Genomic DNA, 25,128 nt, shown 5'->3' on the forward strand with positions numbered 1-25,128 from the left:
TACCACGCACCACGCACTACGCACCACGCACCACGCACTACGCACCACGCACTACGCACCACCGGTCTCCGTCATCCCCGACGAGGCGCGGAGCGTCCGGTCCGGAAACCCGAATATAGCCACGGGCGGTCCGGCCGGCTGGGTCGGCCTGCCGTGTGGAGCCGCTGACCGTCAGGGACGCTGGCCGAGGAACAAAGCCGCCGCCGTGTATCCTGAAGAATGAGGAGGATGAAAATGCGCGTATCCGCCGCGGCGGCCGTAGGGGCCGCCCTGATCCTGGCCGGCTGTTCGCATAGCGACCTGACCGGTTTACCGGCGTGCGGTGAACCGGAGCTGGCCGCGCTGCCGCTCGAGGAAAGCTCGTTCAGCTCGATCCTGCCGCTCGGCAGCCTGGGGCCGGTCAGCCATACCTTTCCTACCGAGCACCATTACCTGGTGCTGCCGCCCGATCCGAACGATGCGGGAAGGGCGCTGGCGGTGCCGGTGTACGCCATGCAGGACGGATGGATCGTCCAGGTGGACAGCGTGGAGCACCAGCCGGCCGGATTCACCGATTACGACGTAACCCTGGGCGTCTGCTCGCAGTTCTCGGTTCAATACGGGCACATGTCGTCCCTCAGCCCGGAGCTGCAGGACGCGCTGGGCCGTCCCAGCCGCTGCGACACCTATACGGTCGACAACCAGACGTACAAACGCTGCAAGTACCGCGCCAAAGTTCCCGTAAGCGCGGGGCAGCTCATCGGCCGCGCCGGCGGCAACCCCGAACAGTTCGCCCTCGACCTGGGGGCCAAGGACTACCGCCGCGAACAAAACTTCTTCGCCAATCAGGAGCGCTACCGCGCCAAAGCCGGTGACACGATCTACGCGGTGAGCCCGTTTGCCTACCTGCGGGCCGACCTGCGGGCGCTGGTGGACCCGAAGATGGGATGGTGGGACGGAACCCTTAAGCGTACCGTGCCCCCAATCTACGGCGAGATCGCTTACGACGTCGCGGGCACCGCCATGGGTAACTGGTTCCGCGAAGGCGAGCCGTTCTTCCCCGAAGATCCGCACCTTTCGCTGGCCAAGGACAACATCGACCCGGACGTTTACGCGATCAGCGCCGGCACCTCCATGGGTGCGCTCGCCGGTTACGTGGTCAGGTTCACCCCCCGGCACTCCGGGGTTCTTGAGCGGGCCTTCGAGGAGATCGCCGACAATGCGATTTACTGCTATCCGACCGAGCAGAGCGGAACCGGCACGCCGGTGGGACGGGTGCTGCTGCGGCTTAGCGGTTTGAGCACCCTGGAGGCCGAGTTTCAGCAAGCCAAGCAATGCGATCAGGAGCTGGCTTTCGTACAGCCGCGCAGGTTTGTACGCTGAAGCAGTTTCGTCGCCCGGTCCTTCATCGGACGGCGGGTAGCAGGCTCCGTCCGACCCGCCCTAAGCGCGCCCCGCCAGCCGGCGGGGTTGGCCGCGCCAACGCGGAGGTGCACACGCTCACGAACGCCCTGAAGCGGGGAACACGAACCGCAGTCAGGGCGTTACGGTTGCGCGTTACCGGCCCCCGGCCCGAGCCGCTTTCGGGCGTTGGCGATGGGCAGGGCGGCGGCCTGAAGCTGACCCTGCCGGTAGTCGATCAAAAGGTGACCTGCGCCCAGGTACTCGGCGGCCGTGAGAAACGTTTCCTTAAGGGTCCAGCTGTAGAGGGGCGTGACCTTCATACCGCGGGCGGCGGCGACCTCGCGGCTGAACTCGAGCGCGGCTTTCGAGCTGGTCCAGACGAGGGCGTACTTAACCTCGGCGGCGGTCAAGGTAAGGTGCTCACCGGCCCGCGCGGGGTCGGTGAGCACGTACCATACGGCTTCGAAGAAGTTGGTTTCCACGGTCAGTCGAGCTTGAAACCCACCTGGAGGACGACCTGGAAGCTCTGGACGTCGCCGTCGCCGATCTTGCCGCGGATCTCCTTGACCTCGAACCAGTCGAGGTGCCGCAGGGTCTCCGAGGCCTTCCTGATGGCCGCGCGGATCGCGTCTTCGAGGCTTTCGTCGCTGGTGCCTACGAGCTCGATCTTCTTGTAGACCGCCATAACGCCCCTCCTTTCGGTTACCATTCTAGCGCCGCGGGGGCGGGACAAACCGAGGTCAGAGCAAGAGTTCGGCGATCTGCACGGCGTTGAGGGCGGCGCCCTTTAGCAGCTGGTCGCCTGAGACGAAGAAGTCGAGGGCGTTGTCGAAGGCCGGGTTCTGGCGGATGCGCCCCACCTCCACGTCCCACTTGCCGGTGGCCGTGAGCGGCAGCGGGTAGCGGTTTCGTTCGGGATCGTCCACGACCTCCACGCCGGGTGCCGCCTCCAGTACCGCCCGCGCCGCCTCGGGAGTGACGGGGCGTTCGAAGAGGACCGTGGCAGCCTCGGAGTGGGCCCGCAGGGTGGGGATGCGCACCGCGGTACTGCTGATCTTCATCTCCGGCTCGCCGAAGATCTTGCGGGTCTCCCAGACCACCTTCATCTCCTCGCGCGTGTAGCCGTTGTCCTGGAAGGCGTCGATGTGGGGGATGACGTTGAAGGGGATGGGGTGCTGGAAAACTTTGTGGCCAACCGGCTTTCCGTCCAGGTAGTTGCGGGTCTCGCGCAGGAGCTCGTCCATGCCCTCGGCCCCGGCGCCGCTGGTGGCCTGGTAGGTGCTGACCACCACGTGGGTGGCGCCGAAGGCCCGGTGCAGCGGCCAGAGGGCGACGGCGAGGATGGCCGTGGTGCAGTTGGGGTTGGCGATGATGCCCTTGTGCGCGCGGGCGGCTTCGGGGTTGATCTCGGGGATCACCAGGGGAACCTCGGGGTCGTAGCGCCAGGCCGAGGAGTTGTCCACCACCACGGCCCCCTCGCCCGACCACAGCGGGGCCAGCTTCTTGGAAACTCCGCCGCCGGCGCTGGCGAGCACCACGTCGGCGGGGATGGGGCCTTCGGGGGTGACCTCGACGGTGTGGGCCTCGCCGCGGAAGGTGAGGGTCTTGCCGGCGGAACGCGGGCTGGCGTAGAGCCGCAGCTCGTCCACCGGGAAGTCGCGCTCTTCCAGGACCTGGATCAGCTCTTGGCCTACGGCTCCCGTGGCTCCAACGATGGCGATACGCATAACTCCTCCTGGCGCACGCAGGGCGTGCGAAAAGATTCACTAAAACTAGCACAGCCCGGAGCGACGCGCAAGGAAAAAGGCCGCGTCCGCGGCCCTGGTAGAGGTTTTGGTGCGAACGTTTATGCGCCGAGGAGCTCGAGCGCCCCCAGCTCGCCCAGCGCGTCGCGCACTCCGCGCAGGAGCGCCAGCCGGTTCTCGCGCACCGCCGGGTCGTCCACCATCACCAGCACGTGGTCCATGAAGGGGTCGAGGGCGCCGGCGAGGGCCAGGATCTGGGCCAGCGGCTCCGCAAGCGGGGTCAGGTCGACCTGGGGAAGCGGCGCAGCCGGATCCCAGGGAGGCAGCAGCGAAGCCCCGCGTTCGAGAAGCTCGGCCACGGCCTGCCGGGTGGGTTTCAGCGCCTCGAACAGCCGGGCCTCTTCCTCGGTCTCGAAATGCGCCGGGTCGGGTTCGCGGTCGCTCTCGCTCTGCGAAGCCAGGTTGGCCGCGCGCTTGTAGAGCCGGGTCAGCTCGGCGAACTCGGGCCGCTGCATCAACTCGTAGACGAGGCGCGCCCGCAGCATCTGGCCGTAGACCGTGGGCGCCTTCTGGGCGGCGCGCACCGCCAGCGTGGGCAGGCCGGCCTCGGTGAGCAGCGACTCCAGGCGTTCTTCGGCGAAGGCGCGGGCGGCCGACACCGTTTCGGGGCTCACCTCCAGGCCGCGGGCGCGGTAGGCCTCGGCGGCGGCCTCGAGGACGTCCTCGAGGGGAAGGTCCCAGCCCGTCCGCCCGAGGATGCGCACCAGGCCTGCCGCGGCGCGGCGCAGGCCGTAGGGGTCGGCGGAGCCGCTGGGCTTCTTACCCAGATGGAAGAAGCCCACCAGGGTGTCGGCGCGGTCGAGCACCGCCAGCAGCGCTCCTTCGGCCGTCTCGGGCAGGGGGGCGTCGGGCCCGGTCGGCCGCACCGCGTCCTCGAGCGCCCGGGCCACGCGGGCGTCGATCCCCTGCTTTTCCGCGTAGGCGCGGGCCATCACCCCTTCAAGCTCGGGGAACTCGTAGACCATCTGGGTGGGCAGGTCGGCCTTGAAGAGGGCGGCGGCCTCGCGGAGGACGTTTTCGTCGAGCGGTAGCCGGACCGCAAGGCTGGCGGCCGCCTCCCGTACCCGGCCCGCCTTGTCGGCCATCGTGCCCAGACCGCGCTGGAAGTTGATGCCCGCGAGTTTCTCGTGGTGCTCGGCCAGCGGGGTCTTCAGGTCTTCGGTCCAGAAGAAGTAGGCGTCGTAGATGCGGCCCTCGAGCACCTGCTCGTAGCCGGAGCGCACCACGTCCAGGTCGGGCGGCTGGTGACCGGAGACGCCGATGAAGCGGTTGGTGAGGCGTCCTTCGGGGACGCGCACCGGGAAGAAGCGCTGGTGTTGGATCATTACCGTGGCCAAGACCTCGTCCGGGAGCTCGAGGTAACGCTGGGAAAAGCTTCCCATGACGGCGACCGGCCACTCGACCAGGTGGGTGACCTCCTCCACCAGGTCCTCGGGCAGGACGGCCTCGTAACCTTCGCTCAGGGCCAGCGTGGCGGTCTCGAGCACCACCCGTTCCCGCCGCTGGCTGACCTCGGCGACGACGTGGGTCCGGTAGAGGGCGTCGCGGTAGCTATCGGCGTCCACCTCGACCTCGCCCGGGGCCAGGAAACGGTGGCCGCGGCTGGTCTTGCCGGCGGCGACGTTGAAGACCTCGACGGGCAGTACCTCGCCGTCCAAGCGGGCCACCAGCCAGCGCACCGGCCGCACGAAGGGGCCGTCGCCCGCGCCCCAGATCATCTTCTTGGGCGCGGGCAGGTCGCGAACCAGACCCGCGAGCAGCTCGGGCAGGATGCGGGCGGTGGGCTCGCCCTCGTGCACCACCCGTGCCCAGACGTAGCCGTCCTTTACGGTGAGGTCGGCCACCTTCACGCCGGCCTTGCGGGCGAAGCCGGTGGCCGCGGGGGTGGGCTGGCCGTCCTTGAAGGCGGCACGCTCGGGCGGGCCGCGGCGCTCTTCTTCCACGCGCGCGCTCGTTTCGGGGAGGCCCCGCACCACCAGCGCCAGGCGGCGTGGCGTGGCGTAGGTTTCGATCTTTTCGAAAGAAAGCCGGGCGGCCTCGAGCCGCTCGGCGGCGAGCCGCTCCAGGTCGGCCAGCGCCCGGGGCACGTAGGCGGCGGGCAGTTCTTCGGTGCCGATCTCGAAGAGGAGGTTCATCCGGCCACCTCCTCGTGGTGCTTCTTCAGGTAGGCCCGTGCCGTGGCCTCGGCCAGCCGGCGCACCCGCTGGACGTAGGCCTGGCGCTCGGCGTGGCCGAGCACGCCGCGGGCGTCGAGCAGGTTGAAAGCGTGCGAAGCCTTGAGCACGAACTCGTAGGCGGGGTGGATCAGCCCGAGTTCCAGCAGCCGCCGCGCCTCCTCCTCGTAGTCGTCGAACCAGCGGCGCACCTTATCGGCGTTGACGTGCTTGAAGTTGTACTCGCAGTGCTCCAGCTCGAAGTCGCGGCGGATGTCGCCGATGGTCACGCCGGGGGCGTACTCCACGTCGTAGGTGTGCTTCTTGTTCTGCAGGTAGAGGGCGATGCGCTCGAGCCCGTAGGTGAGTTCGACGCTCACCGGATTGACGTCGACGCCGCCCACCTGCTGGAAGTAGGTGAACTGGGTGATCTCCATCCCGTCGAGCCAGACCTCCCAGCCCAGCCCCCAGGCACCCAGGGTGGGGCTTTCCCAGTTGTCCTCGACGAAGCGCACGTCATGGTCCTCGACGCGGATGCCGATGGCCCGCAGCGAGTCGAGGTAGAGGTCCTGCACGTCGGCCGGCGACGGCTTGAGGATGACCTGGTACTGAAAGTAGTACTGGAAGCGGTAGGGGTTCTCGCCGTAGCGGCCGTCCTGGGGCCGTCGGCTCGGCGCCACATAGGCCGTCTTCCAGGGTTCCGGGCCCAGCGCCTTGAGAAAGGTGGTGGGGTAGAAGGTGCCCGCACCCACCTCGGTGTCGTAGGGTTCGGTGATCACGCAGCCGTAGCCGCCCCAGTAGTCGTGGAGTTTTAGGATCAGGTCTTGAAAGAGCATCGCCGGCTCCTGTTCATGAGAGGTTGTCACGGGCGGTTCACCCGCGCGGAACGCGCGCGGATAATATATCATATAGACAGGCTTCATCTTCGCCTTCGTTGCGTACGAAACGCGGGAAGCCTGTAGGCAAGAAGTCTTCAAGGCACGGAGTAGAAAGGAGTTTTCGCCTTGAACCGATACGACGACCGTGCACGCCTGGTGTTCCACTACGCCCGCGAAGAGGGGAGCCGCCTGGGCCACTCGATGATCGGGCCGGAACACCTTTTGCTCGGCCTCATGCGCGAGGGCGGCACCGCGGCCCGCATCCTGGCCGAATACGGCGCCAACCTGGAGGCCATGCGTCGCATGGTGGAAGAGCTGGTGGGCCGCGGCGAGGGGAGCCGCTCCGGCGAGCCCCCGGCCATCACCCCGCGGGCGCGTCGGGTGATGGAGCTGGCCGGCGCCGAGGCCCGCAACATGAGTTCCCCGGCCATCGGGACCGAACACATCCTGCTGGGCATCATCCGCGAGGGCGACGGCGTCGCCTACCGCATCCTCAGCCACTTCGCCAAGGACGTGGACACCATCCGCTGGCGCATCATGGCCGGCGGCGAAGAAGCCACCCAGGAAAAGGCCGCGCAGACCCCCTTCCTCGACGAGTACGCGCGCGACCTCACCAAGGACGCCCGCGAGGGCAAGCTCGACCCGGTCATCGGCCGGGTGGACGAGATCAACCGCGTCATCCAGATCCTGGCGCGGCGCACCAAGAACAACCCGGTGCTGGTGGGCGACCCCGGCGTGGGCAAGACGGCGATCGTCGAGGGGCTGGCCCAGGCGATCGTCGAGGGCCGGGTGCCCCCGGTGCTGCAGGGCGCGCGCGTGGTCAGCCTCGACCTGGCCGGGGTGGTCGCGGGCACCAAGTACCGCGGCGAGTTCGAAGAGCGCCTGCGTCAGATCATCGAAGAGCTCAAGAACGGCAAGATCATCGCCTTCATGGACGAGCTGCACACCCTCATCGGCGCCGGCGGTGCCGAGGGGACGCTGGACGCCGCCAACATCATGAAGCCGCCGCTCTCGCGCGGCGAGATCCAGCTCATCGGCGCGACCACGACGGGCGAGTACCACCGCTACGTCGAAAAGGACGCCGCGCTCGAGCGCCGCTTCCAGCCGGTGATCGTGCTCGAGCCCAACCCCGAGGAAACCCTCGAGATCCTAAAGGGGCTGCGCCCGCGCTACGAGGCGCACCACGGCGTCATCATTCCCGACGAGATCCTCAAGGCCTCGGTGCGCATCGGCGTGCGCGGCCTCCCCGGGCGCAACTTCCCCGACAAGGCCATCGACCTGATCGACGAGGCGGCGAGCCGCGTGCGCCTCAACGCCTCGCTGGGTTTGCCGGTGGCGACCGACGAGGACGACACCCCGGTCGTGACCCGCGAGGACCTGGAGACCGTCGTCGACTCCTGGGGCGGCGTCTACGTGGACGAGTCCGAAGAAGAGAACCTCCTCGAGCTCGAGGCGCGCCTGCGCGAGAAGGTCGTCGGACAGGACCAGGCGGTGCGGGCCCTGGCCTCGGCGCTGCGCCGCGCCCGGGTGGGCCTGGGCGGCCGCGCCCGGGTGACCGCCAGCTTCCTCTTCGTCGGCCCCAGCGGTGTTGGCAAGACCCAGCTGGCCAAGGCGCTGGCGGAGACGCTGTTCGGCAGCGAGCGGGCCCTCATCCGCTTCGACATGTCGGAGTTCCAGGAGCCGCACTCGATCTCCAAGCTGATCGGCGCGCCCCCGGGCTACGTCGGCTACGAGCAGGGCGGCCGCCTCACCGAGGCGGTGCGGCGCCAGCCCTTCAGCGTGGTGCTGCTCGACGAGATCGAGAAGGCCCATCCCGACGTCTACGGCGCCTTCCTGCAGGTGCTCGACGACGGCCGCCTCACCGACGGCCTCGGTCGCACCGTCGACTTCCGCCGCGTCATCCTGATCATGACCTCGAACACCGGCTTCAACGTCGGCCCCGCCATCGGCTTCACCGAGAGCGAGGTCGACAGCGAGTCGCCGCTCAAGGCGCTCTTCACCCCCGAGTTCCTCGACCGCCTGGACGAGGTCATCCGCTTCGGTCCGCTGGCGCGCGAGGACCTGGTCAAGGTGGCCGGCTTCATGCTCGACGAGATCGCCGAGGAGCTGGCCAGCCGCGAGGTCGAGGTGCGCTTCGACGAAAGCGTCGCCGAGTGGGTGGTGCAGCAGGCGCCCCAGCTGGGTTCGGCGCGGATCCTCCGCGGGATCATCCGCGACAAGGTCGAGGACCCGCTCTCCATCGCGCTGCTCGAGCATCCCGGCGAACGCCTGCGGGTCCTCCTGCGCGAGGGCGAGCTCTTCTTCGAGGCCGGCGAGGTCAGCCTCGTCTAATCGATGAAGCCGCATGGGAACGAGACCGCCGCAGGGTGCGGCGGTCTGCTTTGAGGTGGGCATGGCCAAGCAAAAGAGCCAGTTCCGCTGCGTCGAGTGCGGCTACCGGGCGCCCAAACCGCTGGGCCGCTGCCCCAGCTGCGGCGCCTGGGGCAGCTTCAGCGAGGAGCGCACGGGCGAAGGCGGCCCCGCAGCCGCGTCCCCGGCGGGCGTCATGCCGCTCGCCGAGGTCGACGCCGAGGCCCTGCCGCGTTATTCAAGCGGAAGCGGCGAGGTCGACCGCGTCCTCGGGGGCGGGTTCGTCCCCGGAGCGGCGCTGCTGATCGGAGGCGAGCCCGGGGTGGGGAAGAGCACCCTGCTGCTGCAGGTCGCCGACCGGGTGCTGAAAAGCGGCAAGCGCGTCGTCTACGTGGCCGGCGAGGAGTCGCCGCAGCAGGTTAAGCTGCGCGCCGAGCGCCTGGGGGTGAGCCCCCGCCTCGAGCTGATGCGCGACACCCGGCTGGACGCGGTGCTGGCGGGGCTGGAGGCCCACGCTCCCGACCTCGTCGTCGTCGATTCGATCCAGACGCTCGAATCCGAGGGGGTGCCCGGCTCCCTGGTCGCGGTGCGCAACGCCACCCAGGCCCTGGTGCGCTGGGCCAAGGCCGCGGGCGGCACGCTGGTGCTCGTCGGCCACGTCACCAAGGAGGGCACGGTCGCCGGCCCCAAGGTTATCGAACACGTGGTGGACGCGACGCTCTACCTGGAGACGGCCGGGGTCTTTCGGGTGCTGCGCTCGGCGAAGAACCGCTTCGGTCCGGTGGGCGAGGTGGGGGTCTTCCGCATGGAGCACGCCGGGCTGGTGGAGGTGGCCAACCCCTCCGAGGCCTTCCTGGCCGAGCGGCCGCTCGGGGTACCGGGTTCCACCGTGGGGCTGGCCCTCTACGGCGAGCGGGTGATCGCGCTCGAGGTCCAGGCGCTCGCCGCCAAGAGCCCCTACGCCGCGCCCAAGCGCGTGGCCCAGGGGCTGGATCCGCGGCGCGTGGACGTGGTGCTGGCGGTGCTGGAACGGCGTCTGGGGCTGAAGCTGGGCCACCTCGACGTCTACGTCAACCTGGCCGGCGGCCTGCGCGTGAACGATCCGGGCCTCGACCTCGCCGTGGCTTTGGCCGTGTATTCTGCGGTCATGGGCCGCCCGGTGCATCCCCAGACCGCCGCCGTGGGCGAGGTGGGCCTGGCCGGCGAGGTCCGCTCGGTCACCCTCCTGGAGGCGCGGCTGCGCGAAGGGCGGCGCGCCGGCTTCGAACGCGTCCTGGGCCCGGGGGCGCTGGCCACCGTCGAGGCGGCCGTGCGGGAGGCGTTGGTATGAAGCCCCTGCGCGTCGCGCTGCTCGCGATCTTCACCTACCTGGGGTTCGAGTTCGGCGTCTGGCTCGACGAGCGCGGCCTCCTCTCCAGCCCCATCAACCTGGTCTACCTCACCGTCGTCGGGGCCCTGCTGGGCCTCTTGCTGGCGCCGCGGCTGGAATACGCGATCCTGCGCGGCCTCGATCGCCTGGAAGAGGGCTGGCGGCGTCTGCCGCCGGAGCTGCCGCTGGCCGTCACCGCGGCGAGCGTGCTCGCGCTGCTGGCGGCGGTGCTGCTGACCACGTTGCTCTCGAGCGTTCCCGGCTTCGCCTGGTACCACTCGCTGGGCATCGCCCTGGTGCTCGTCTTAGTGTTCAGCTTCGTCGCCGTGCGCAACATGCACTTCTTCCGACCACGCGGCGCCGCGGCGGCGCCGCGCGACCTGGGCGGCAAGGCGCTCGACTCCTCGGTGCTGATCGACGGCCGCATCGCCGAGATGGCCGAGCTGGGCTGGCTCGAGGGTCCGTTGTGGGTGCCCCGCTTCATTCTGCGCGAGCTGCAGCTCCTCGCGGATCAGGAAGACCCGGTCAGGCGGGGCAAGGGGCGGCGGGGGCTCGAGACCCTGGAGCGCCTCCGCGGCACCGTACCGCTGGAGGTGTTGGACGACGAGGTGGGCCGGCAGGAGCTTACCGACGACAAGCTGCTCGACCTCTGCCGCGCCCGCGGCATGGCCCTGGTGACCAACGACGCCGCCATGGTCCAGCTGGCCCGCATCTACGACGTCAAGGTGCTGAGCGTGCAGGCGCTCTCGATCGCGCTGCGCACGCAGTACCGGCCCGGAGACCGGGTCGAGCTCGAGATCATCAAGCCCGGGCGCGAGCCGGGGCAGGGGGTGGGCTACCTGGAGGACGGCACCATGGTCGTCGTCGACCACGCGGTTCAGCACCGCGGCCGTAAGGTCAAGGTCGTCATCACCCAGACGATCCAGACCCAGGTCGGGCGCCTCGTCTTCGCTCGCCTGCAGACCGAGGCCGAGGCCGCGGACGGTCAGTCGCCCTCGGGGTAGGGCGCGGCTTCCAGCACCCGAACCTCCACCTGCCCCACGCCGGCTTCGACGGTGAGCCGCAGCGGCGGTCCGGCGCCGGCGGAGTACCAGCGGCGCCCGCCGCCCCCCAGCCCGCTGACCGCGACCCGGCCGATGCCCCTTTCCACGTCCAGCTCCACCGGCAGCCCCGGCGGCAGGAGCAGCGCGAGCCGCCCCACGCCCCCTTCCACGCGGGCCGCGTAGCCGCCTTTGGCGGGGAAGAAGACCGTCAGGTCGCCCACGCCCGCGCGGATCGCCAGCGCCTCGAGTTCCAGCCCCCGCAGGTCGAGCCGGCCCTGGCCCATCCCCAGCCGCAGGTCCAGGTCGTAGCGCACATCCGGGTGCAGCCCCAGCTTCCAGCGCGGCGCCCGCCCCTGAAAGCGCAGGTTCCGCCCTTCGCTGCGGAGGCGGAGCGTCGCCCGGTCCCGCCGGCGCTGCCTTTCGAGGAGGATCCGCTGACGCGGGAGGCGCTCCAGTTCGGCTTCGAGCAGGGCCGTGGCGTCCTCGGGGAGCGCGGAGAGCTCGAGCCGTGCCACGGGGGCGTCGAGCCGGAAGCTGGCGGACCGCACCTCCTCGGCGAGCGGCACCTGCAGCTCCTCGCGAACGAACGGGCCCGAGGACGACGGCCCGAAGGCGAGCCAGAACCCCGCGGCGAGCAGCAGACCGACGAGGACGAGGAGCGACAGCCGCCGCCCCCGGGGGTCGCGTCCGAAGAGCAGTTCCAGGCCCAGGGCGACCAGCAGCAGCGGCCAGAGCCGCCAGACTTCGCGAACCGCGCCGGGGAGGTAGCCGAGGTCGGCCAGCAGCCAGACCAGCCCGACCGCGACCAGGATCCAGCCCAGCGTCACCCGCGGCCCCCCTTGGGCAGCAGGAAGTAGACCCCGAGGGCGATCAGGAGCAGGGCCCCCAGCAGCGAGCCGTCGATCCACCAGAGCCCGAGGTTTTCCAGCAGCAGCCAGAGGCCCAGGACGACGAGGGTCAGACCCCCGTAGAACCTCAGCTTGGACGGCTCGGTTTCTCCGGTGACGCGACGCACGCTCTCCTCGAGCTCGCGCACGCCTTCCTGCAGCCGATCTTCCAGGGGTCGCGCTTCTTCGCCCTCGCGCGGCAGGACGAAGACGAGGAGCAGGTAGACCAGCGCGAAGACGGGTTGCACCACGACGAGCACGAGGGCGATGAGACGCACCAGGTCGACGTCGAGGCCAAAGTACTCCGCCAGACCACCGCAGACGCCGGCCAGCAGGCGGTGGCGCTCGCTGCGCACCAGCCGTTTACCCTCCATGTGGGACCTCCACGAACAGTCTACCGCATGACGTTTAACCCGGACCCCACGCAAAATGCGCGGGTTATAATACCTGCGGCCGCCACGCGGCGGTATCCAGCACGGGAGGTGCCTTTTGAAACTCCACGAATTCCAAGCAAAAGAGTTGTTGGCCCAGTACGGCGTACCCGTGCCTCCGGGCAAGGTGGCCTACGGCCCCGAAGAAGCCGAGCGCATCGCCAAGGACTTCGGCAAGCAGGTGGTCATCAAGGCCCAGGTCCACGTGGGCGGTCGCGGCAAGGCCGGGGGCGTCAAGCTAGCCCAGCCCGAAGAGGCACGCGAGGTTGCGGGCAAGATCCTGGGGATGGACATCAAGGGCCTCACGGTCAAGAAGGTTCTGGTGGCCGAGGCCGTGGACATCGCTCGTGAGTACTACGCGGGCCTGATCATCGACCGCTCGAGCCAGCGCGCCGTCCTCATGGTGAGCAAGGAGGGGGGCGTGGACATCGAGGAGGTAGCCCGCACCAACCCCGAGGCCATCGTCAAGTTCCCCGTCGACCCCCACAAGGGGTTGCGCCACTTCGAGGCGCGCGAGGTCGTCAAGCAGGCGGGGCTCGAGGGCAACCTCAACCGGCTCGCGAACGTGATCGTGCAGCTCTACAACGCCTTCGCGGGCGTGGACGCCTCGCTCGCCGAGATCAACCCCCTGGTCGTCACCGAGCAGGGTGAGATCATCGCCGCCGACGCCAAGATCGACCTGGACGACAACGCCCTCTTCCGCCACCCCGACCTGGCCAAGCTGCGCGAGGTCGAGGCCGAACACCCGCTCGAGATCGAGGCCAGCAACTACGGCTTCGCCTACGTCAAGCTGGACGGCGACGTGGGCGTGATCGGCAACGGGGCGGGACTGGTGATGTACACCCTCGACCTGGTGAACCGCGCCGGCGGCAAGCCCGCCAACTTCCTCGACATCGGTGGCGGGGCCAAGGCCGAGGTCGTCTACAACGCGGTCAAGCTGGTGGCCAAGGACCCGGACGTGAAGGGCATCTTCATCAACATCTTCGGGGGCATCACCCGCGCCGACGAGGTGGCCAAGGGCGTAATCCAGGCGCTCGAAGAGGGCCTCGTCAAGGTGCCGGTGGTGATGCGCGTCGCCGGGACCGCCGAGGAAGAGGCCAAGAAGCTGCTCGAGGGCAAGCCGATCTACCTCTACCCGAACTCGCTCGAGGCCGCGAAGGCGATCGTCACCATGGTGGGAGGCGCGAAGTGAGCATCCTGATCAACAAGGACACGCGCGTGCTGGTGCAGGGCATTACCGGCCGCGAGGGGCGTTTCCACGCCGAACAGATGCAGAAGTACGGCACCAAGATCGTCGCCGGCGTGACCCCCGGCAAGGGCGGCCAGGAGGTCCTGGGCGTGCCGGTTTACGACACCGTCAAGGAAGCGGCCGCGAACCACGAGATCGACGCCTCTATCATTTTCGTGCCAGCGGCGGCCGCGGCTGACGCGGCGCTCGAGGCCGCCCACGCGGGCATCCCCCTGGTGGTGCTGATCACCGAGGGCATTCCCACCCTCGACATGGTGGCCGCGGTCAAGGAGATCAAGGACCTGGGCGTGCGCCTCATCGGCGGCAACTGCCCGGGTCTCATCTCCGCCGAGGAGTCCAAGCTGGGCATCATGCCGGGCCACGTCTTCAAGAAGGGCAAGGTGGGGCTGATCTCGCGTTCCGGCACCCTCACCTACGAGGCCGCGGCGGCGCTCAGCGAGGCCGGCCTGGGGACGACCACCACCGTGGGCATCGGCGGCGACCCCATCATCGGCACCACCTTCAAGGACCTGCTGCCGCTTTTTAACGAGGACCCCGAAACCGAGGCCGTGGTGGTCATCGGCGAGATCGGCGGCTCCGACGAGGAAGAGGCCGCAGCCTGGGTGCGGGAGCACATGACCAAGCCGGTCGTGGGCTTCATCGGCGGCCGCAGCGCCCCCAAGGGCAAGCGCATGGGGCACGCCGGCGCCATCATCATGGGCGACGTCGGCACCCCCGAGTCGAAGCTGAAGGCCTTCGCCGAAGCGGGCATTCCCGTGGCCGACACGATCGACGAGATCGTGGAGCTCGTTCGTCAGAAGCTCGGCTGAGGTTTCCTGCGAAGAAAGGGGGGCGGCCGCGGCCGCCTCCTTTTTCTGCCGTGGTGCGCCGTCACGCCCGGCTGGGGCGGCGGGCGGCGTCTTGGTAGTCACGCCAGAAGACGCGGACCCGCTGGTAGATCCAGGTGAGCAGGAAGAGGGTCTGGGGCAGCACCGTGTCCCAGCCGGCCACCACCGCGAGGAAGGCGGCGTGGAAGAGCAGGGGTTCGAGGGCGCGCGCGCGGGCGGCGGGCCGCTCGAGCAGCCGCCACCAGGCGCGGCCCTGGACCGGGACCAACAGGGTCGCGTAGCCGGCGTAGGCCAAGAGCGGCCAGCCGCCGGAGCGAACCAGGCCCAGCGCCACCAGCAAGAGCCCGGCGAAGGCCGCGACCCGCAGGGCGTCGAGCGCGCTCCTGAAGGCCGCGGCCGTTCCGGTTTCCACCGCGGACAGCTCACGGCTTGCGGGGGGCAGGAACCCCGCTCCGGCGACCCAGACGGCGTCGGGCCAGAAGTAAAAGAGCGCCTCTTCGTCGCCGTCGGCTTCGTGGCAGGGGAGGAAGCCCGCGGGCACGGGCGCCGTACCCCAGGTGAGCCGCCGCCCCTCGTGGCCGGCGAGGTAGTCCTCGGGCCGGGGGGCCAGGCCGTAGGCGAGCCAGTAGTCGGGAACGCCCTGCAGTACGAGGTAGAACCAGGGATCGCACTCCACGCTTGCCCCGGGCGTCTCCAGCCGGCACCAGGCGTGGGGCGCGGGATCGTTGAGCAGCAGGTGGCCGAGCACCAGCTCGCCGCGCCAGCCGCGTTCGCGGGCCGCCTGGAGAACGCTCTGCGCCAGCGTCAGCGCCGCCTCGCCGGGCCCGGACTCCCCGCCGCCGTCAAGCCGGTAGCCCTGCTCCTGGAGGCGGGCGAAGACGTCCTCGATCAGCGACCCCACTTCCCCGGTCAACGCCGCGGGGCGCGCCTCGAAGATCGGTTCGGTATCGAGATCGAAATCAAGCGCCAGTTCGGCTCCGGCGCCGAGCTCGAAGCAGGCGAGCGTTCGGCCTTCGTCGCTCTGCCGCTGGCGCGCGGGTTGGGAAAGCCGGGCGTCGTGGATGCGCTGCCCCGGCCGGTCGCCGGGCAGCGTCAGGTAGAGGCGCGAGGGGCGGTCGGGCGGGGAGGGGTGGCGGTAGCGAACGCGGAAGCGCATCGTTACCGCCCATCCTACCCCGGCCCGCGGCTAGCCCAGCAGCTTCAGCAGCGGCTGTGGTTCGGGGAAGAGCTCCTCGGGGCGCGCGCCGATGAAGGCCGCGGCCCCGGCGTAGACGCTGCGGAAGTCCACCTGGTAGCGCAGGTCGCCGTCGTCGAGGTCGTCGAGGTTGTACCCGGGCCCCTTGAACCCGCCGACCCCGGGCCCGAGGGCGAACATCAGCCCCGCCTTGCCGTGGTCGGTGCCGCCAGAGGCGTTTTCCTCGACCCGCCGGCCGAACTCGCTGAAGCCCAGGATAAGCACGTCGTTCTCGCGCCCAAGGGCCTTGAGGTCTTGGGAAAGGGCGCTCAAGCCGGCGGCCAGCTGCTCGAGCAGCCCCGGCTGGCGCCCCAGCTGATCGGCGTGGGTGTCGAAGCCGCCCAGGGCCACGTAGTAGACCCGGGCGTCGAGCCCGCCGGCGATCATCCGCACCACGTCGCGCAGGGCGTTGCCGAAGCTGCCGCGCGGGTAGTCGGCCGCGGGCTCGTAGCCGCGCAGCCCCTGCACCCGGCGGGTGTCCTCGAGCAGGCGCTCCATGGCTGCGCGCGCAAGCTCGGCCGGGCCATTGCGGGGCTGGCGCAAGCCCTGTTCGAAGCGGGCGAGCGCCCGCTCGGGCAGCCGCAGGCGGAAGCCCTCGAGCCCGTTCAGGGCCACGCCCTGCCGCGCTTCCCCGCGCAGTGCCAGCGGGGTGGACAGCCCCAGGTTGACGGCGCAGAACGGGTCTTCCTGCTCGTCGAGCCAGCGGCCCAGCCAGCCCTGCATGCTCTTGCGGCTCGGGTCGGCGCTGTGCCAGATGGCCATGGAGACGAAGTGGCTGCGGCTGGCGTCGGGGTACCCCACCGCAGGGATCAGGGCCAGCCGTCCCTGCTCCCACTGGGGCAGCAGCGCCCGCAGGGCGGGGTGCAGGCCCAGGTCCCGACCCAGGTCGAGCACCTTCGCGGCGGGCACGGCCAGATTGGGGCGGACGCTGCGGTAGGCGCGGTCGCGGAAGGGGACGAGGGTGTTCAGGGCGTCGTTGCCCCCGGAGAGTTGAACGACGACCAGCACCTTGTCCCGCTCCTTGGCGGCCCGCGCGGTGCGGGTGAGCAGCGAGGGGGCGGCCCCGCCCGCGGCCAGGGTGGTGAGCATGCGCTGTACGAATCTGCGGCGGTTCATGGCTTCCTCCTAGAGCATCTGCCCCTCGGGCAGTACGGCGGCGTAGGCGTCCTCGGCGCCGTCCATGAAGACGGAAAGGTCGGCGTCCTCTTCCAGCAGCGCCGGCAGCAGGTTGAGCCGCACCAGCAGCGCCGCGTCCCCCAGCCAGGCGCGTCCCCCGGGCCAGCCGGCGACGTTGGGGGGCTGGAAGGGGACCTGCCCCATGCCGATCAGCGCCCGCGCCAGGGCGCGTTCGGGCGCCGGCTTGCCCACGTAGAGCAGGCCGATCAGGTACTCGACCGGCGACTTCACCAGCGCGTTGCGCGCCTCGGGGGCGTAGAAGGCCTCGTGGGTGAAGAGCCAGCGCAAAAGGCCGTAGGTTCCCTCGAGCCGCAGCACCTCCGCCGCGCGCTCCACCAGTTCCCGGGGCGGTTCGGGGGCGAGGTAGAAGCGCAGCAGCTTGCCCGCGAGGAAGCGGTAGGTCTGCGGCTCTTCGCCGAGCACGGCGAGCACTTCCTCGCCGCCGCGTACCGTACGCCCCAGAAAGGTCTTGGGGGCGGGGTCGTGCCAGCGCTCACGGAACTCAAAGGTAATCGGCCGCCCCTCGGCGCGCGCCTTGCGGGGGGAGGTGACGGACCAGCCGGTGAACGCCCGCGCCGCCGCCTTGACGTCGGCCTCGGTGTAGTGGCCTTCGCCCAGGGTGAAGAGCTCCATCAGCTCGCGGGCCCAGTTCTCGTTGGGGTGCTCCTTGCGGCTCTTGGCGTTGTCCAGGTAGACGAGCATGGCGGGGTCGCGGGCCATGGCCTCGAGCAGCTCGGGGAAGGAGCCCGGGCCCAGGCGCCGGAAGGTCTGGTTCTGCTCCCAGATCAACCGCCCCAGCTTTACCTTCTGAAACTCGCTGACGAAGTGGCCGCTCCAGAAGAGCACCAGCCGCTCCGCCGCCGGGGTGGGGGTGGTGAGCCAGTGGTCGAACCAGTGCCGCACCAGTGCCCGGTGGATGCGGCCGCGGTTGGCCTTGGGGTCGTCGTCGATGGCGGGATCGGGGGCGGGCGCGGGGGTGCGGAGCAGCTGCTCGACCGCGCGCTCCAGGCCCATCTCCGCGAGCTGGGCGGTCTCTTCGCGGCGGCCGCGCGCCGCCGCGCGGCGCAGCAGGTGCGCGGCCTCGTAAGGGGTGAACGGTCCTCGGTACATGCGGCCTCCTTGACGCCAAGGTAGCCCGCGCCCCGGGGCGCGGGGATGAACGCCGGGTTAACGGGGGTTCATGTTAGCCGAAGTATTCCTCGATCTGCTCGGGGGTGATGAGGACCTCGCGCGGCTTCGAGCCCTGGTGCGGGCCGACGATGCCCATGGCCTCGAGCAGGTCCATCAGCTTGCCGGCGCGGGCGTGCCCCACCGAGAGCCGCCGCTGCAGGCGGCTGACCGAGGCCTGCCCCTCCTCGACCACGATCTCGGCGGCGCGTTTCAGGTAGGGGTCGGAAAAATCGAGCGGCAGCTCCCCCTGGACCGCGTTGGTGTTGACGCCCAGCGCCAGCGGACCGTCGAAGTCGGCGCCGTAGGCTTCGGCGAAGGCGTCCTCGAAGTCCTGTGCCCGCAGGTACTCGGTCACGCGCCGGATCTCGCGGTCGGAGAGGAAGGGGCCCTGCAGGCGGACGGGCTTGGGCAGGCCGGGCTGGTGGAAGAGCATGTCGCCCTGACCGATCAACCGCTCGGCTCCGGTGCTGTCGAGGATGGTGCGGGAGTCGTGGCTGCTCGAGACCGCGAAGGCGATGCGCGCGGGCACGTTGACCTTGATCAGGCTGGTGAGGATGTCCACGCTGGGCCGCTGGGTCGCGAGGATCAGGTGCATCCCGGTGGCCCGGGCCATCTGGGCGAGGCGCAGGATGGCCTGTTCCACCTCCTTGGGGCTGGTGATCATCAGATCGGCCAGCTCGTCGATGACGATGACCAGAAGGGGCAGCTCGGGCTCGCCCAGCTCGCGCATCTTGGCGTTGAACTGCTCGAGGTTGCGCGCCCCCACCTGGCTCATCATCTTGTAGCGCCGCTCCATGTGGGCCACCGCGCCCAGCAGCACCCCGGCGGCGTCGGCGGGGTTGGTGACCACGCCGCGTACCAGGTGGGGAATGCCGTCGTAGGGCGTCAGCTCGACCATCTTGGGGTCGATCATCAAGAGCCTGAGCTTGCTCGGCAGGTAGCGGTAGAGCAGGCTCATCACCAGGGTGTTGACGCAGACCGACTTGCCCGAGCCGGTGGAGCCGGCGATGAGCAGGTGGGGCATCACGGCCAGGTCGCGCACCCACATCTCGCCGTCGATGCTCTTGCCCAGGATGAGCGGCAACCGGTCCTTGCTGCGCTGGTAAGCGGGGTGGCGCAGCGCCTCGCTGAAGCGGACGAGCTCGCGCTCGGCGTTGGGCACCTCGAGGCCGATCACGTGCTTGCCGGGGATGGGCGCTTCCACGCGCACCGAGCCGACCGCAAGCGCGCGGGCGATGTCGTTGGCGAGGCCGGCGATGCGGCTGATCTTCTCGCCCGGAGCCGGTTCCACCTCGAAGCGGGTCACGCTGGGGCCGCGGGCCCAGTCGACGACGCGGGCGGCCAGGTTGAAGTGCGAGAGGGTTTCGTTGATGATCTCGCCGCGCCGCGCCGCCTCCTCTTCCAGTTCCTTGCCGCCGGCGCGCCGGGGCTCGGGCGGATCGAGCAGTTCGAAGGCGGGCAGCGCCGGTGCCCGGCTCGGGGCGACGGGTTGGGTCGGCGGCGGCGCGGTTCGGGGTCGCGGCGGCGGGTCCGCGACGGCCGCGGGGGGGTCGGCGGGCGCGGGCGCCGCTTCGGCCGCCTCGGTCTCCACGCGGGGCGGTGCGGCGACGAGGCCGCCGCTCTTGAGGATCTGCGCCGCGGCCGGATGGTAGTCCGCGGGGTGGGCCTCGGCCCAGTCGACCCAGCGTTCCCAGGCCTCGGCGCGGTTCGCTACCTCGTCGAGCGCCTCCCGCAGGTTGCGCCAGCGTTCGGCCCGCTCCTCGCGGTGCCGGTCGACGCGGCCGAGCGCCGCGGGGTCGGCCTCCAGCGCCTCGAGGTCCTGCGCGACGGCGGCGTTCAGCTCGGCGTAGCGCTTCTTGATGGCCGCCAGCTCCAGCTGCAAAGCGGCGCGCCGTTCGTCGAGTTCACGCCAGAGCGGCGGCTCGTTCGTGGCCAGGGGGTTGCGCAGCGTTCGTTCCAGCGCTTCGACCTCGGCGATCCAGTCGGGGGGCTCGCTACGCAACCGGGTCAGCAGCTCGGCCGCCCGCTGTTCCATGAAGGCGGCGAGCAGCTCGCGGCTGCGCGCCACCTCGTCGGCCTCCTCGCGGGTGCCGCGCCGGGCCAGGCGTTCGAGGTCTTCCTTGAGCTCGCGCAGCAGCCCGTGGTCGGGGTAGCGCTCCAGCAGGGTGCGCACCTCGTCCAAAAGCGCACGCGCCTGCAGGCGCACCCGCCCCCACTCCCTGCGGCGGTCGCGCTGGTCGCGCCAAGCGGCGTAGAGACGCGCCGCGGCGCGCGCCACCCGCCGCAGGCTCTGGGCCAGGCCCCAGAAGGGGGGGTGCCCGGTCCAGAGGTCGACCACCGCCCAGACGACGAGCGCGAGCAGCAGCAGCCCCGCGTTTCCGAGCTGGTCGTGCAGCCACAGGTAGGCGCGGGCGCCCCAGACCCCCGAAAGCTCCGAGCCCAGCGCCGCCGCGAACGGCAGGCCGAGCGCTCCGACGGCGAAGAGGAAGAAGGTGTGCCGCAACAGCCCCTTGAGGGGTCGGGCCAGCAGCAGACCCAGCGCCGCCAGCGCCAGGGGAAGGGGAATCAGGTAGGTGAGGTAGCCCAGGTGCCGCAGCGCCGCCCGCTTCAGGTCGGAACCGAGGGCTCCGGAGAGCGGGGGTTCGGGGTAGAAGGAGGCGGCAAGGAAGAAGGAGCCGGCGAGGAGCACGAGCGCCAGGGCTTCGAGGTCGCCACGCTGCAGGCGTTGCTTCTTCGCCGGGGGTTTCTTGGGTTTCTTGCTCGCCACCTTCGTATTCTACCGGTCAAGAATTCGCCGGCCCGACGGGCGGGCCGGCCGAGAGAGGGGGGTGGCTTACTGGGCCGAAAGGGCGCGGATGACCAGGTCGGTGACGTCGATGTCGGGGGAGGCGTAGACGACGAGGCCCGACTGCCCCGCGACGTTGGCGCTGAGGATCATGGCGAAGCCGTTCTGTGCGGCTACGCGGGCGATCGTGGCGTCGATCTCTTTGGTGATCGGCGCGAGCGCGGCGTTGATCTTGTCCTGCCACTTCTTGGAGGCCTGGGTGTAGACCTTCTGCAGGTTGTCGAAGTCCTGGCGTTCCTTGGCGGTCGCGCTGCCGTCGCGAATCTTGGGCTCGAGCGCGCGCAGCTGCTCCGCGATGGGCTTCAGCTCGGCGTCCGCCTGGGTGCGCAGCGACTTGATCTCGTCGTACTTGGGGTGGGCCTCGATCACCTTCTGCGCGTCGATGTAGCCGACGCGGCTGGGGATCTCCTTGTTCTGGCTGAGACCGAGCACTCCGATCATCGCGAAGAGCAACGCAAAGGATACAAGGGCGGTTCGTTTCATCAACCCGAGTCTACGCAGGTGCGGTGAACAGGCCGTGAGAGTGCCGTCTGCATCGTAAAACGTAATAGAAATGGTAGGGAAGGAGGAACGCATGCTCGTACGCGACTGGATGACGCCCAACCCCCGTACCGTGACCCCCGATACCCCGGTGCTCGACGCCATCAAGCTGCTCAAGGACCAGGGGTACCGGCGCCTGCCGGTGCTCGAGGCCGACCGCCTGGTGGGGATCGTGACGGACAAGGATCTCAAGGACGCGATGCCCTCCAAGGCGACGACCCTCTCGGTCTGGGAGCTCAACTACCTGCTCTCCAAGCTCACGGTCTCCGAGGTCATGGCCAAGCCGGTGATCACGGTGGACGCCGACGAGCCCCTGGAGGAAGCGGCCCTCCTGATGGAGGAGTACAAGGTGGGCGGCCTGCCGGTGCTCAGCAAGGGCAAGCTGGTGGGCATCATCACGATTACGGACGTGCTCAAGGCCTTCATCGAGGTGATGGGCATGCGCGAAGGGGGGCTCAGGGTCACCCTCGACGTCGAGGACAAGCCCGGCGCGCTCGAGCGCCTCGGTGCGGCGGTCAAGCCCAGCAACATCGTCTCGGTGGCGACCGCAGGGCGGCACGACGGCTACCGCATCGTCGTGCTGCGCATCACCGGCGAGGGGCTGGACACCGTCGTCGACCGCCTGCGTAACGCCGACGAAAAGGTGTTGGACGTCCGCGAGACCCGACCCCGTAAGATCTGAGCGCGGCCGTATGGAATACGCCGCCCCCGCTCTCGGGGGCGGCGTTCGCTAGGGCCTTCAGCCGGGTTCGGGAAGGGGCTGTCCCGGCAGCCAGTCGACGTCGACCTTGTCCTTGGGGTCGTAGGGTGCCTTGACGAAGATCGCCTTCCAGGGCGTCGTCCCGCGGTTGATCAGGTAGTGCGGGTGCATCGGGGGGACGTGGCAGAGGTCGCCGGGGCGCAGGGTGTACCGTTCCCCGTTGATGTAGATCTCCACCTCGCCCTCGAGGGTGAAGAAGTTCTCCTCGACGGCCCGGTGGTAGTGGGTCTGGAAGTCCTCGCCGGGCATAAGCACCACCATGCCGAAGTCGGACCGGGGCCCGCGCAGCAGGTACTTGGGTCCCGAGACCCCGTCGAAGCGGTAGGCCACCTCGTCTTCGTGAATGATTAACGGCTTCAAGTGGATCCTGCCTCCTTACTCGCCGGGCGCGCGCCACATGGATCGGGTCACGCCCCGGTCGGCGAGCTCGAGCTGGGCGGGGTAGGCCGCCTTCCAGCGTTGGTAGGCCTCGTCGTAGACCTCCGCCAGCGCCGGGTCGGGCTCGACCTCGCGCTCCCAGGCCACCCAGGCCCGCGCCCCCTCTTCCAGGTTACGGTGGAGCCCCACGCCCACGGCGGCAGCGATCGCCGCACCGAGGGAGGTGGCCTCCTTGACCACCGGGATCTTGAGCGGGATCTGCAATACGTCGGCGACGATCTGCGGCCACAACCGCCCCTTGGCCGCGCCGCCGGCGAAGACCGCGGCCGCGAGCGGGGCCCCGGTGAGCGCCGCGATGCGCTCCAGGTTGGCCCGGGTCACCAGCGCCGCGTTCTCCTCCAGCGCTCTGAAGAAGGCGCCGCGGTGGGCCTTCTCGGGGTCGAGCGGAAAGTTGAGGAACGAGGGCGCGGCGTGCCGCCAGTGGCTGTAGTCCATCGCGTCCGAGAGGATGGGGGTGATGCCGTACGAGCCTGGCGGCACCAGCGCCGCCAGCTCCTCGAGCAGTTCGTAGGCGTCGCGCCCTTCGCGGGCCGCACGCTCCTTGAGGTCGGGGGCCAGGGCGTCGCGGAACCAGCGCGCCGCGATGCCGGGAAAGAAGACGATGGCCTCGGCCTGCCACTGGGCCGGATCGGCGGCGAAGTTGAGGCGCATGCGGCCGCTCGTGTCCGACCTGGGCCCGTCGAGGTTGACCTCCTGCTGCCAGAAGGAGCCCCCGAGGATCGCCCCTTCGCCGGGCCGCGTCACCCCCAGGCCGACGCTGCCCAGCTGGGCGTCGCCGCCGCCCATGACGATCGGCGTTCCCGCCCCGAGGCCGGTGGCGGCCGCGGCCTCGGGGCTCACCTCCCCGATCACGGTGCCGACTTCCCGTACCGGCGTTTCCTGGAAGACCGGCGGGATACCGAGGCGGTCGAAGAGCTGGGGGTCCCAGCGCCGGGTCTCGAGGTCGAAGAGCCCGGTGGTGCCTCCGTTGGTGGGGTCGAGGGCGATCTCGGCGCCCAGGCGCACCGCGATCCAGTCGCTGAGCATGGTGAGGCGCGCGGCCCGCCGGTAGAGCTCCGGCTCGTGCCGCTCGAGCCAGAGCAGCCGGGGGGCCGCCCCCAGGGCGAAGGTCTGCCCGGAGCGCAGGTAGGCCCAATGCTCGAGTTCGGGGTCGCGCTCGCGCAGCTCGCGCACCTCACGCACCGCCCGCGCGTCCACGTTGGCGCAGGCCCAGAGCTCGCGCCCCTGTTCGTCGTAGAGGACGATCCCCTCGCGCATGCTCGTGGTGCTGACGGCCACCACGTTGGCGTCGGGAACCTGCGCCAGCACCTCGCGCACGGCGCTGGTGAGCCGCTCCCAGTTGCGTTCGCGCTCGAAGGTCATCGATCCGGGGTGGCCGGGTTCCTCGCGGTGCGTCCACTCCCGTCCGGCGGACGCCAGCTGGCGGCCCTCTTCGTCGAAGAGCACCGCGCGTCCGCTGCCGGTTCCGGCGTCGAGGGCTAGAAGATGACGCATGCCGCCTCCAGACTACCCCGGCCGGCCCGCGGGCCGGCCGGGCGCGAGGGCTAGAAGTCGTAGTCGTCGATGTTGTCGATGGTGAAGACGACGCGTTCGGGCAGGAGGATGATGCCGTTGTTGACCTCACCCTGGTAGTCGTAGCCCTGCACCGAGTTGGGCGAGACCTTGACGTGGCCCACATCGGGTACGTCGAACTCGTCGCCCACATGCAGCTGCTTGCCCTGCACCAGCAGGTTGGCCACGTAGATGGCCAGCTTGCCCTGCTTGACCACGTCCCAAAGGCCGAAGGCCTTGACCGTGCCGCGCTTCACGTAAGGGCGCATCACGTTGGGCGTCGAGAACCCGGTGATGATCACCTTGCCGGCGATCCCCAGGTTCTCGGCTGCCTGGGCGGTGCCGGGCAGCGCGTTGGCGTCGGGGCAGATCACCGCGTCCAGGTCGGGGTGGGCCTGGAAGAGCGCGGTCGGCACCTGCACCGCCTTCTGCGCGTCCTCATGGCTGAAGACGGTGTCGACGATCTCCCAGTTGGGGTACTGCTCGGCGATCACCTTCTTGGCCACCACGACCCACTGGTTCTGGTCGGTGACGGTGGGGCTCGAGTAGTGGAAGGCCACCTTCTTGGGGCTGCCCTTGGGGTCGTCCATCTGGTCGGCGGCCATCTTCACGAGCAGCTCGCCCAGTTGCTGGGCGGTGCCCTGGCTGATGTAGAAGGTGCGGTAGCGGGGGTTGACGTCGGAGTCCCAGGTCAGGATGATGACGCCCTTCTTCATCGCCCGCTTGAGCGCCTGGTTGAGCCCGTCGGGGGAGAGCGCGGAGATGGCGATGGCGTCGTAACCCTGGTTGACGAAGTTGTTGATGTATTCGATCTGCCCCGAGACGCTTGCGGTGCTGGGACCGTCGTACTTGACCTTGATACCGAGCATGTTCCCCATCGCCACGGCGCCCTTGCCCCCCGACTCGAAGAAGCCGACCCCGGTGAGCTTGGGGATGAAGGCGATCTTGACGTCCTTGGCGAATGCCGTGCCCGCGATGGCGGCGAGGATCAGGGCTGCCGCGAAAACCAGCGAAAATTTCCTGCGCATGTTCAACCTCCT

At 69.8% G+C, this 25,128-nt stretch carries 22 protein-coding genes; 7 read left to right on the forward strand and 15 right to left on the reverse strand.

The window, feature by feature from the left end; all coding sequences use genetic code 11:
• Positions 1–234 precede the first annotated feature (234 nt).
• A complete protein-coding gene (locus tag HNQ05_RS08265) occupies positions 235–1,362 on the forward strand; it encodes a hypothetical protein (RefSeq protein ID WP_147146217.1) in 1,128 nt (375 codons plus the stop codon).
• Positions 1,363–1,523: 161 nt separating this feature from the next.
• Here the strand turns inward: HNQ05_RS08265 and HNQ05_RS08270 are convergent, their stop codons facing one another.
• From HNQ05_RS08270 to HNQ05_RS08290, 5 genes are all read right to left on the reverse strand, one after another.
• Positions 1,524–1,865, reverse strand: coding sequence for a DUF3234 domain-containing protein (locus tag HNQ05_RS08270; RefSeq protein WP_183677746.1), 342 nt, complete (start codon positions 1,863–1,865; stop codon positions 1,524–1,526).
• Between the two features lie 2 nt (positions 1,866–1,867).
• Complete coding sequence (locus tag HNQ05_RS08275; protein ID WP_147146213.1) at positions 1,868–2,068, reverse strand: dodecin; 201 nt, start codon at positions 2,066–2,068, stop codon at positions 1,868–1,870.
• A gap of 55 nt (positions 2,069–2,123) precedes the next feature.
• Positions 2,124–3,110, reverse strand: a complete 987-nt coding sequence (locus HNQ05_RS08280; protein WP_147146210.1) for an aspartate-semialdehyde dehydrogenase — start codon at positions 3,108–3,110, stop codon at positions 2,124–2,126.
• 119 nt (positions 3,111–3,229) lie between these two features.
• Entirely contained in the window at positions 3,230–5,323 is a 2,094-nt protein-coding gene (gene glyS / locus HNQ05_RS08285) for a glycine--tRNA ligase subunit beta (protein ID WP_147146208.1), read from the reverse strand.
• On the reverse strand, positions 5,320–6,177 hold the full coding sequence (locus HNQ05_RS08290; RefSeq protein ID WP_183677747.1) for a glycine--tRNA ligase subunit alpha: 858 nt from the start codon (positions 6,175–6,177) through the stop codon (positions 5,320–5,322). The genes glyS and HNQ05_RS08290 overlap by 4 nt, the downstream gene beginning before the upstream one ends.
• 168 nt (positions 6,178–6,345) lie before the next feature.
• Between HNQ05_RS08290 and HNQ05_RS08295 the strand changes: the two genes are divergently transcribed.
• From HNQ05_RS08295 to HNQ05_RS08305, 3 genes are all read left to right on the forward strand, one after another.
• The gene (locus HNQ05_RS08295) at positions 6,346–8,550 is read left to right on the forward strand and encodes an ATP-dependent Clp protease ATP-binding subunit (protein WP_147146203.1); all 2,205 of its coding nucleotides are present in this window, start codon (positions 6,346–6,348) and stop codon (positions 8,548–8,550) included.
• Between the two features lie 61 nt (positions 8,551–8,611).
• Positions 8,612–9,898 (forward strand): DNA repair protein RadA, encoded by a 1,287-nt coding sequence (radA, locus tag HNQ05_RS08300; RefSeq protein WP_147146201.1) that lies wholly within the window; start codon positions 8,612–8,614, stop codon positions 9,896–9,898.
• Positions 9,895–10,941, forward strand: a complete 1,047-nt coding sequence (locus HNQ05_RS08305; RefSeq protein ID WP_147146199.1) for a PIN/TRAM domain-containing protein — start codon at positions 9,895–9,897, stop codon at positions 10,939–10,941. The genes radA and HNQ05_RS08305 overlap by 4 nt, the downstream gene beginning before the upstream one ends.
• Here HNQ05_RS08305 and HNQ05_RS08310 read toward each other — a convergent pair.
• Complete coding sequence (locus HNQ05_RS08310; protein WP_147146197.1) at positions 10,923–11,807, reverse strand: toast rack family protein; 885 nt, start codon at positions 11,805–11,807, stop codon at positions 10,923–10,925. The genes HNQ05_RS08305 and HNQ05_RS08310 overlap by 19 nt on opposite strands.
• Complete coding sequence (locus HNQ05_RS08315) at positions 11,804–12,241, reverse strand: PspC domain-containing protein (RefSeq protein ID WP_147146195.1); 438 nt, start codon at positions 12,239–12,241, stop codon at positions 11,804–11,806. Before HNQ05_RS08315 ends, HNQ05_RS08310 begins: the two co-directional genes overlap by 4 nt.
• A gap of 115 nt (positions 12,242–12,356) precedes the next feature.
• On the opposite strand from HNQ05_RS08315, the gene sucC reads away from it, so the two are divergent.
• Together sucC and sucD are read left to right on the forward strand one after the other, a co-directional pair.
• Positions 12,357–13,490: an ADP-forming succinate--CoA ligase subunit beta gene (gene sucC / locus HNQ05_RS08320; RefSeq protein WP_147146193.1), complete on the forward strand. Its 1,134-nt coding sequence runs from the start codon at positions 12,357–12,359 to the stop codon at positions 13,488–13,490.
• Entirely contained in the window at positions 13,487–14,356 is an 870-nt protein-coding gene (gene sucD / locus HNQ05_RS08325; protein WP_147146191.1) for a succinate--CoA ligase subunit alpha, read from the forward strand. Before sucC ends, sucD begins: the two co-directional genes overlap by 4 nt.
• Before the next feature lie 61 nt (positions 14,357–14,417).
• Here sucD and HNQ05_RS08330 read toward each other — a convergent pair whose 3' ends face one another.
• The 5 genes from HNQ05_RS08330 to HNQ05_RS08350 all read right to left on the reverse strand — a co-directional run bounded on the left by HNQ05_RS08330 (position 14,418) and on the right by HNQ05_RS08350 (position 21,282).
• Positions 14,418–15,530, reverse strand: a complete 1,113-nt coding sequence (locus tag HNQ05_RS08330; protein WP_147146189.1) for a hypothetical protein — start codon at positions 15,528–15,530, stop codon at positions 14,418–14,420.
• A 30-nt stretch (positions 15,531–15,560) separates the two neighbouring features.
• Positions 15,561–16,724, reverse strand: coding sequence for a DUF1501 domain-containing protein (locus HNQ05_RS08335; protein ID WP_147146187.1), 1,164 nt, complete (start codon positions 16,722–16,724; stop codon positions 15,561–15,563).
• A gap of 9 nt (positions 16,725–16,733) precedes the next feature.
• The gene (locus HNQ05_RS08340; RefSeq protein ID WP_147146185.1) at positions 16,734–17,894 is read right to left on the reverse strand and encodes a DUF1800 domain-containing protein; all 1,161 of its coding nucleotides are present in this window, start codon (positions 17,892–17,894) and stop codon (positions 16,734–16,736) included.
• 73 nt (positions 17,895–17,967) lie between these two features.
• Positions 17,968–20,721, reverse strand: coding sequence for a DNA translocase FtsK (locus HNQ05_RS08345; RefSeq protein WP_147146183.1), 2,754 nt, complete (start codon positions 20,719–20,721; stop codon positions 17,968–17,970).
• A gap of 66 nt (positions 20,722–20,787) precedes the next feature.
• Entirely contained in the window at positions 20,788–21,282 is a 495-nt protein-coding gene (locus tag HNQ05_RS08350; protein WP_147146181.1) for an OmpH/Skp family outer membrane protein, read from the reverse strand.
• Between the two features lie 91 nt (positions 21,283–21,373).
• On the opposite strand from HNQ05_RS08350, the gene HNQ05_RS08355 reads away from it, so the two are divergent.
• Positions 21,374–22,021: a CBS and ACT domain-containing protein gene (locus HNQ05_RS08355; protein WP_147146179.1), complete on the forward strand. Its 648-nt coding sequence runs from the start codon at positions 21,374–21,376 to the stop codon at positions 22,019–22,021.
• A gap of 57 nt (positions 22,022–22,078) precedes the next feature.
• Here the strand turns inward: HNQ05_RS08355 and HNQ05_RS08360 are convergent, their stop codons facing one another.
• From HNQ05_RS08360 to lsrB, 3 genes are read right to left on the reverse strand one after another with little or no spacing between them, the layout of a single operon-like run.
• Entirely contained in the window at positions 22,079–22,459 is a 381-nt protein-coding gene (locus tag HNQ05_RS08360; protein WP_147146176.1) for a cupin domain-containing protein, read from the reverse strand.
• Between the two features lie 15 nt (positions 22,460–22,474).
• Positions 22,475–24,031, reverse strand: a complete 1,557-nt coding sequence (lsrK, locus tag HNQ05_RS08365; RefSeq protein WP_147146174.1) for an autoinducer-2 kinase — start codon at positions 24,029–24,031, stop codon at positions 22,475–22,477.
• Positions 24,032–24,081: 50 nt separating this feature from the next.
• On the reverse strand, positions 24,082–25,116 hold the full coding sequence (lsrB, locus tag HNQ05_RS08370) for an autoinducer 2 ABC transporter substrate-binding protein LsrB (protein ID WP_147146172.1): 1,035 nt from the start codon (positions 25,114–25,116) through the stop codon (positions 24,082–24,084).
• Positions 25,117–25,128: the final 12 nt, after the last annotated feature.

The sequence above is a fragment of the Oceanithermus desulfurans genome (assembly GCF_014201675.1).
Lineage (GTDB): Bacteria > Deinococcota > Deinococci > Deinococcales > Marinithermaceae > Oceanithermus > Oceanithermus desulfurans.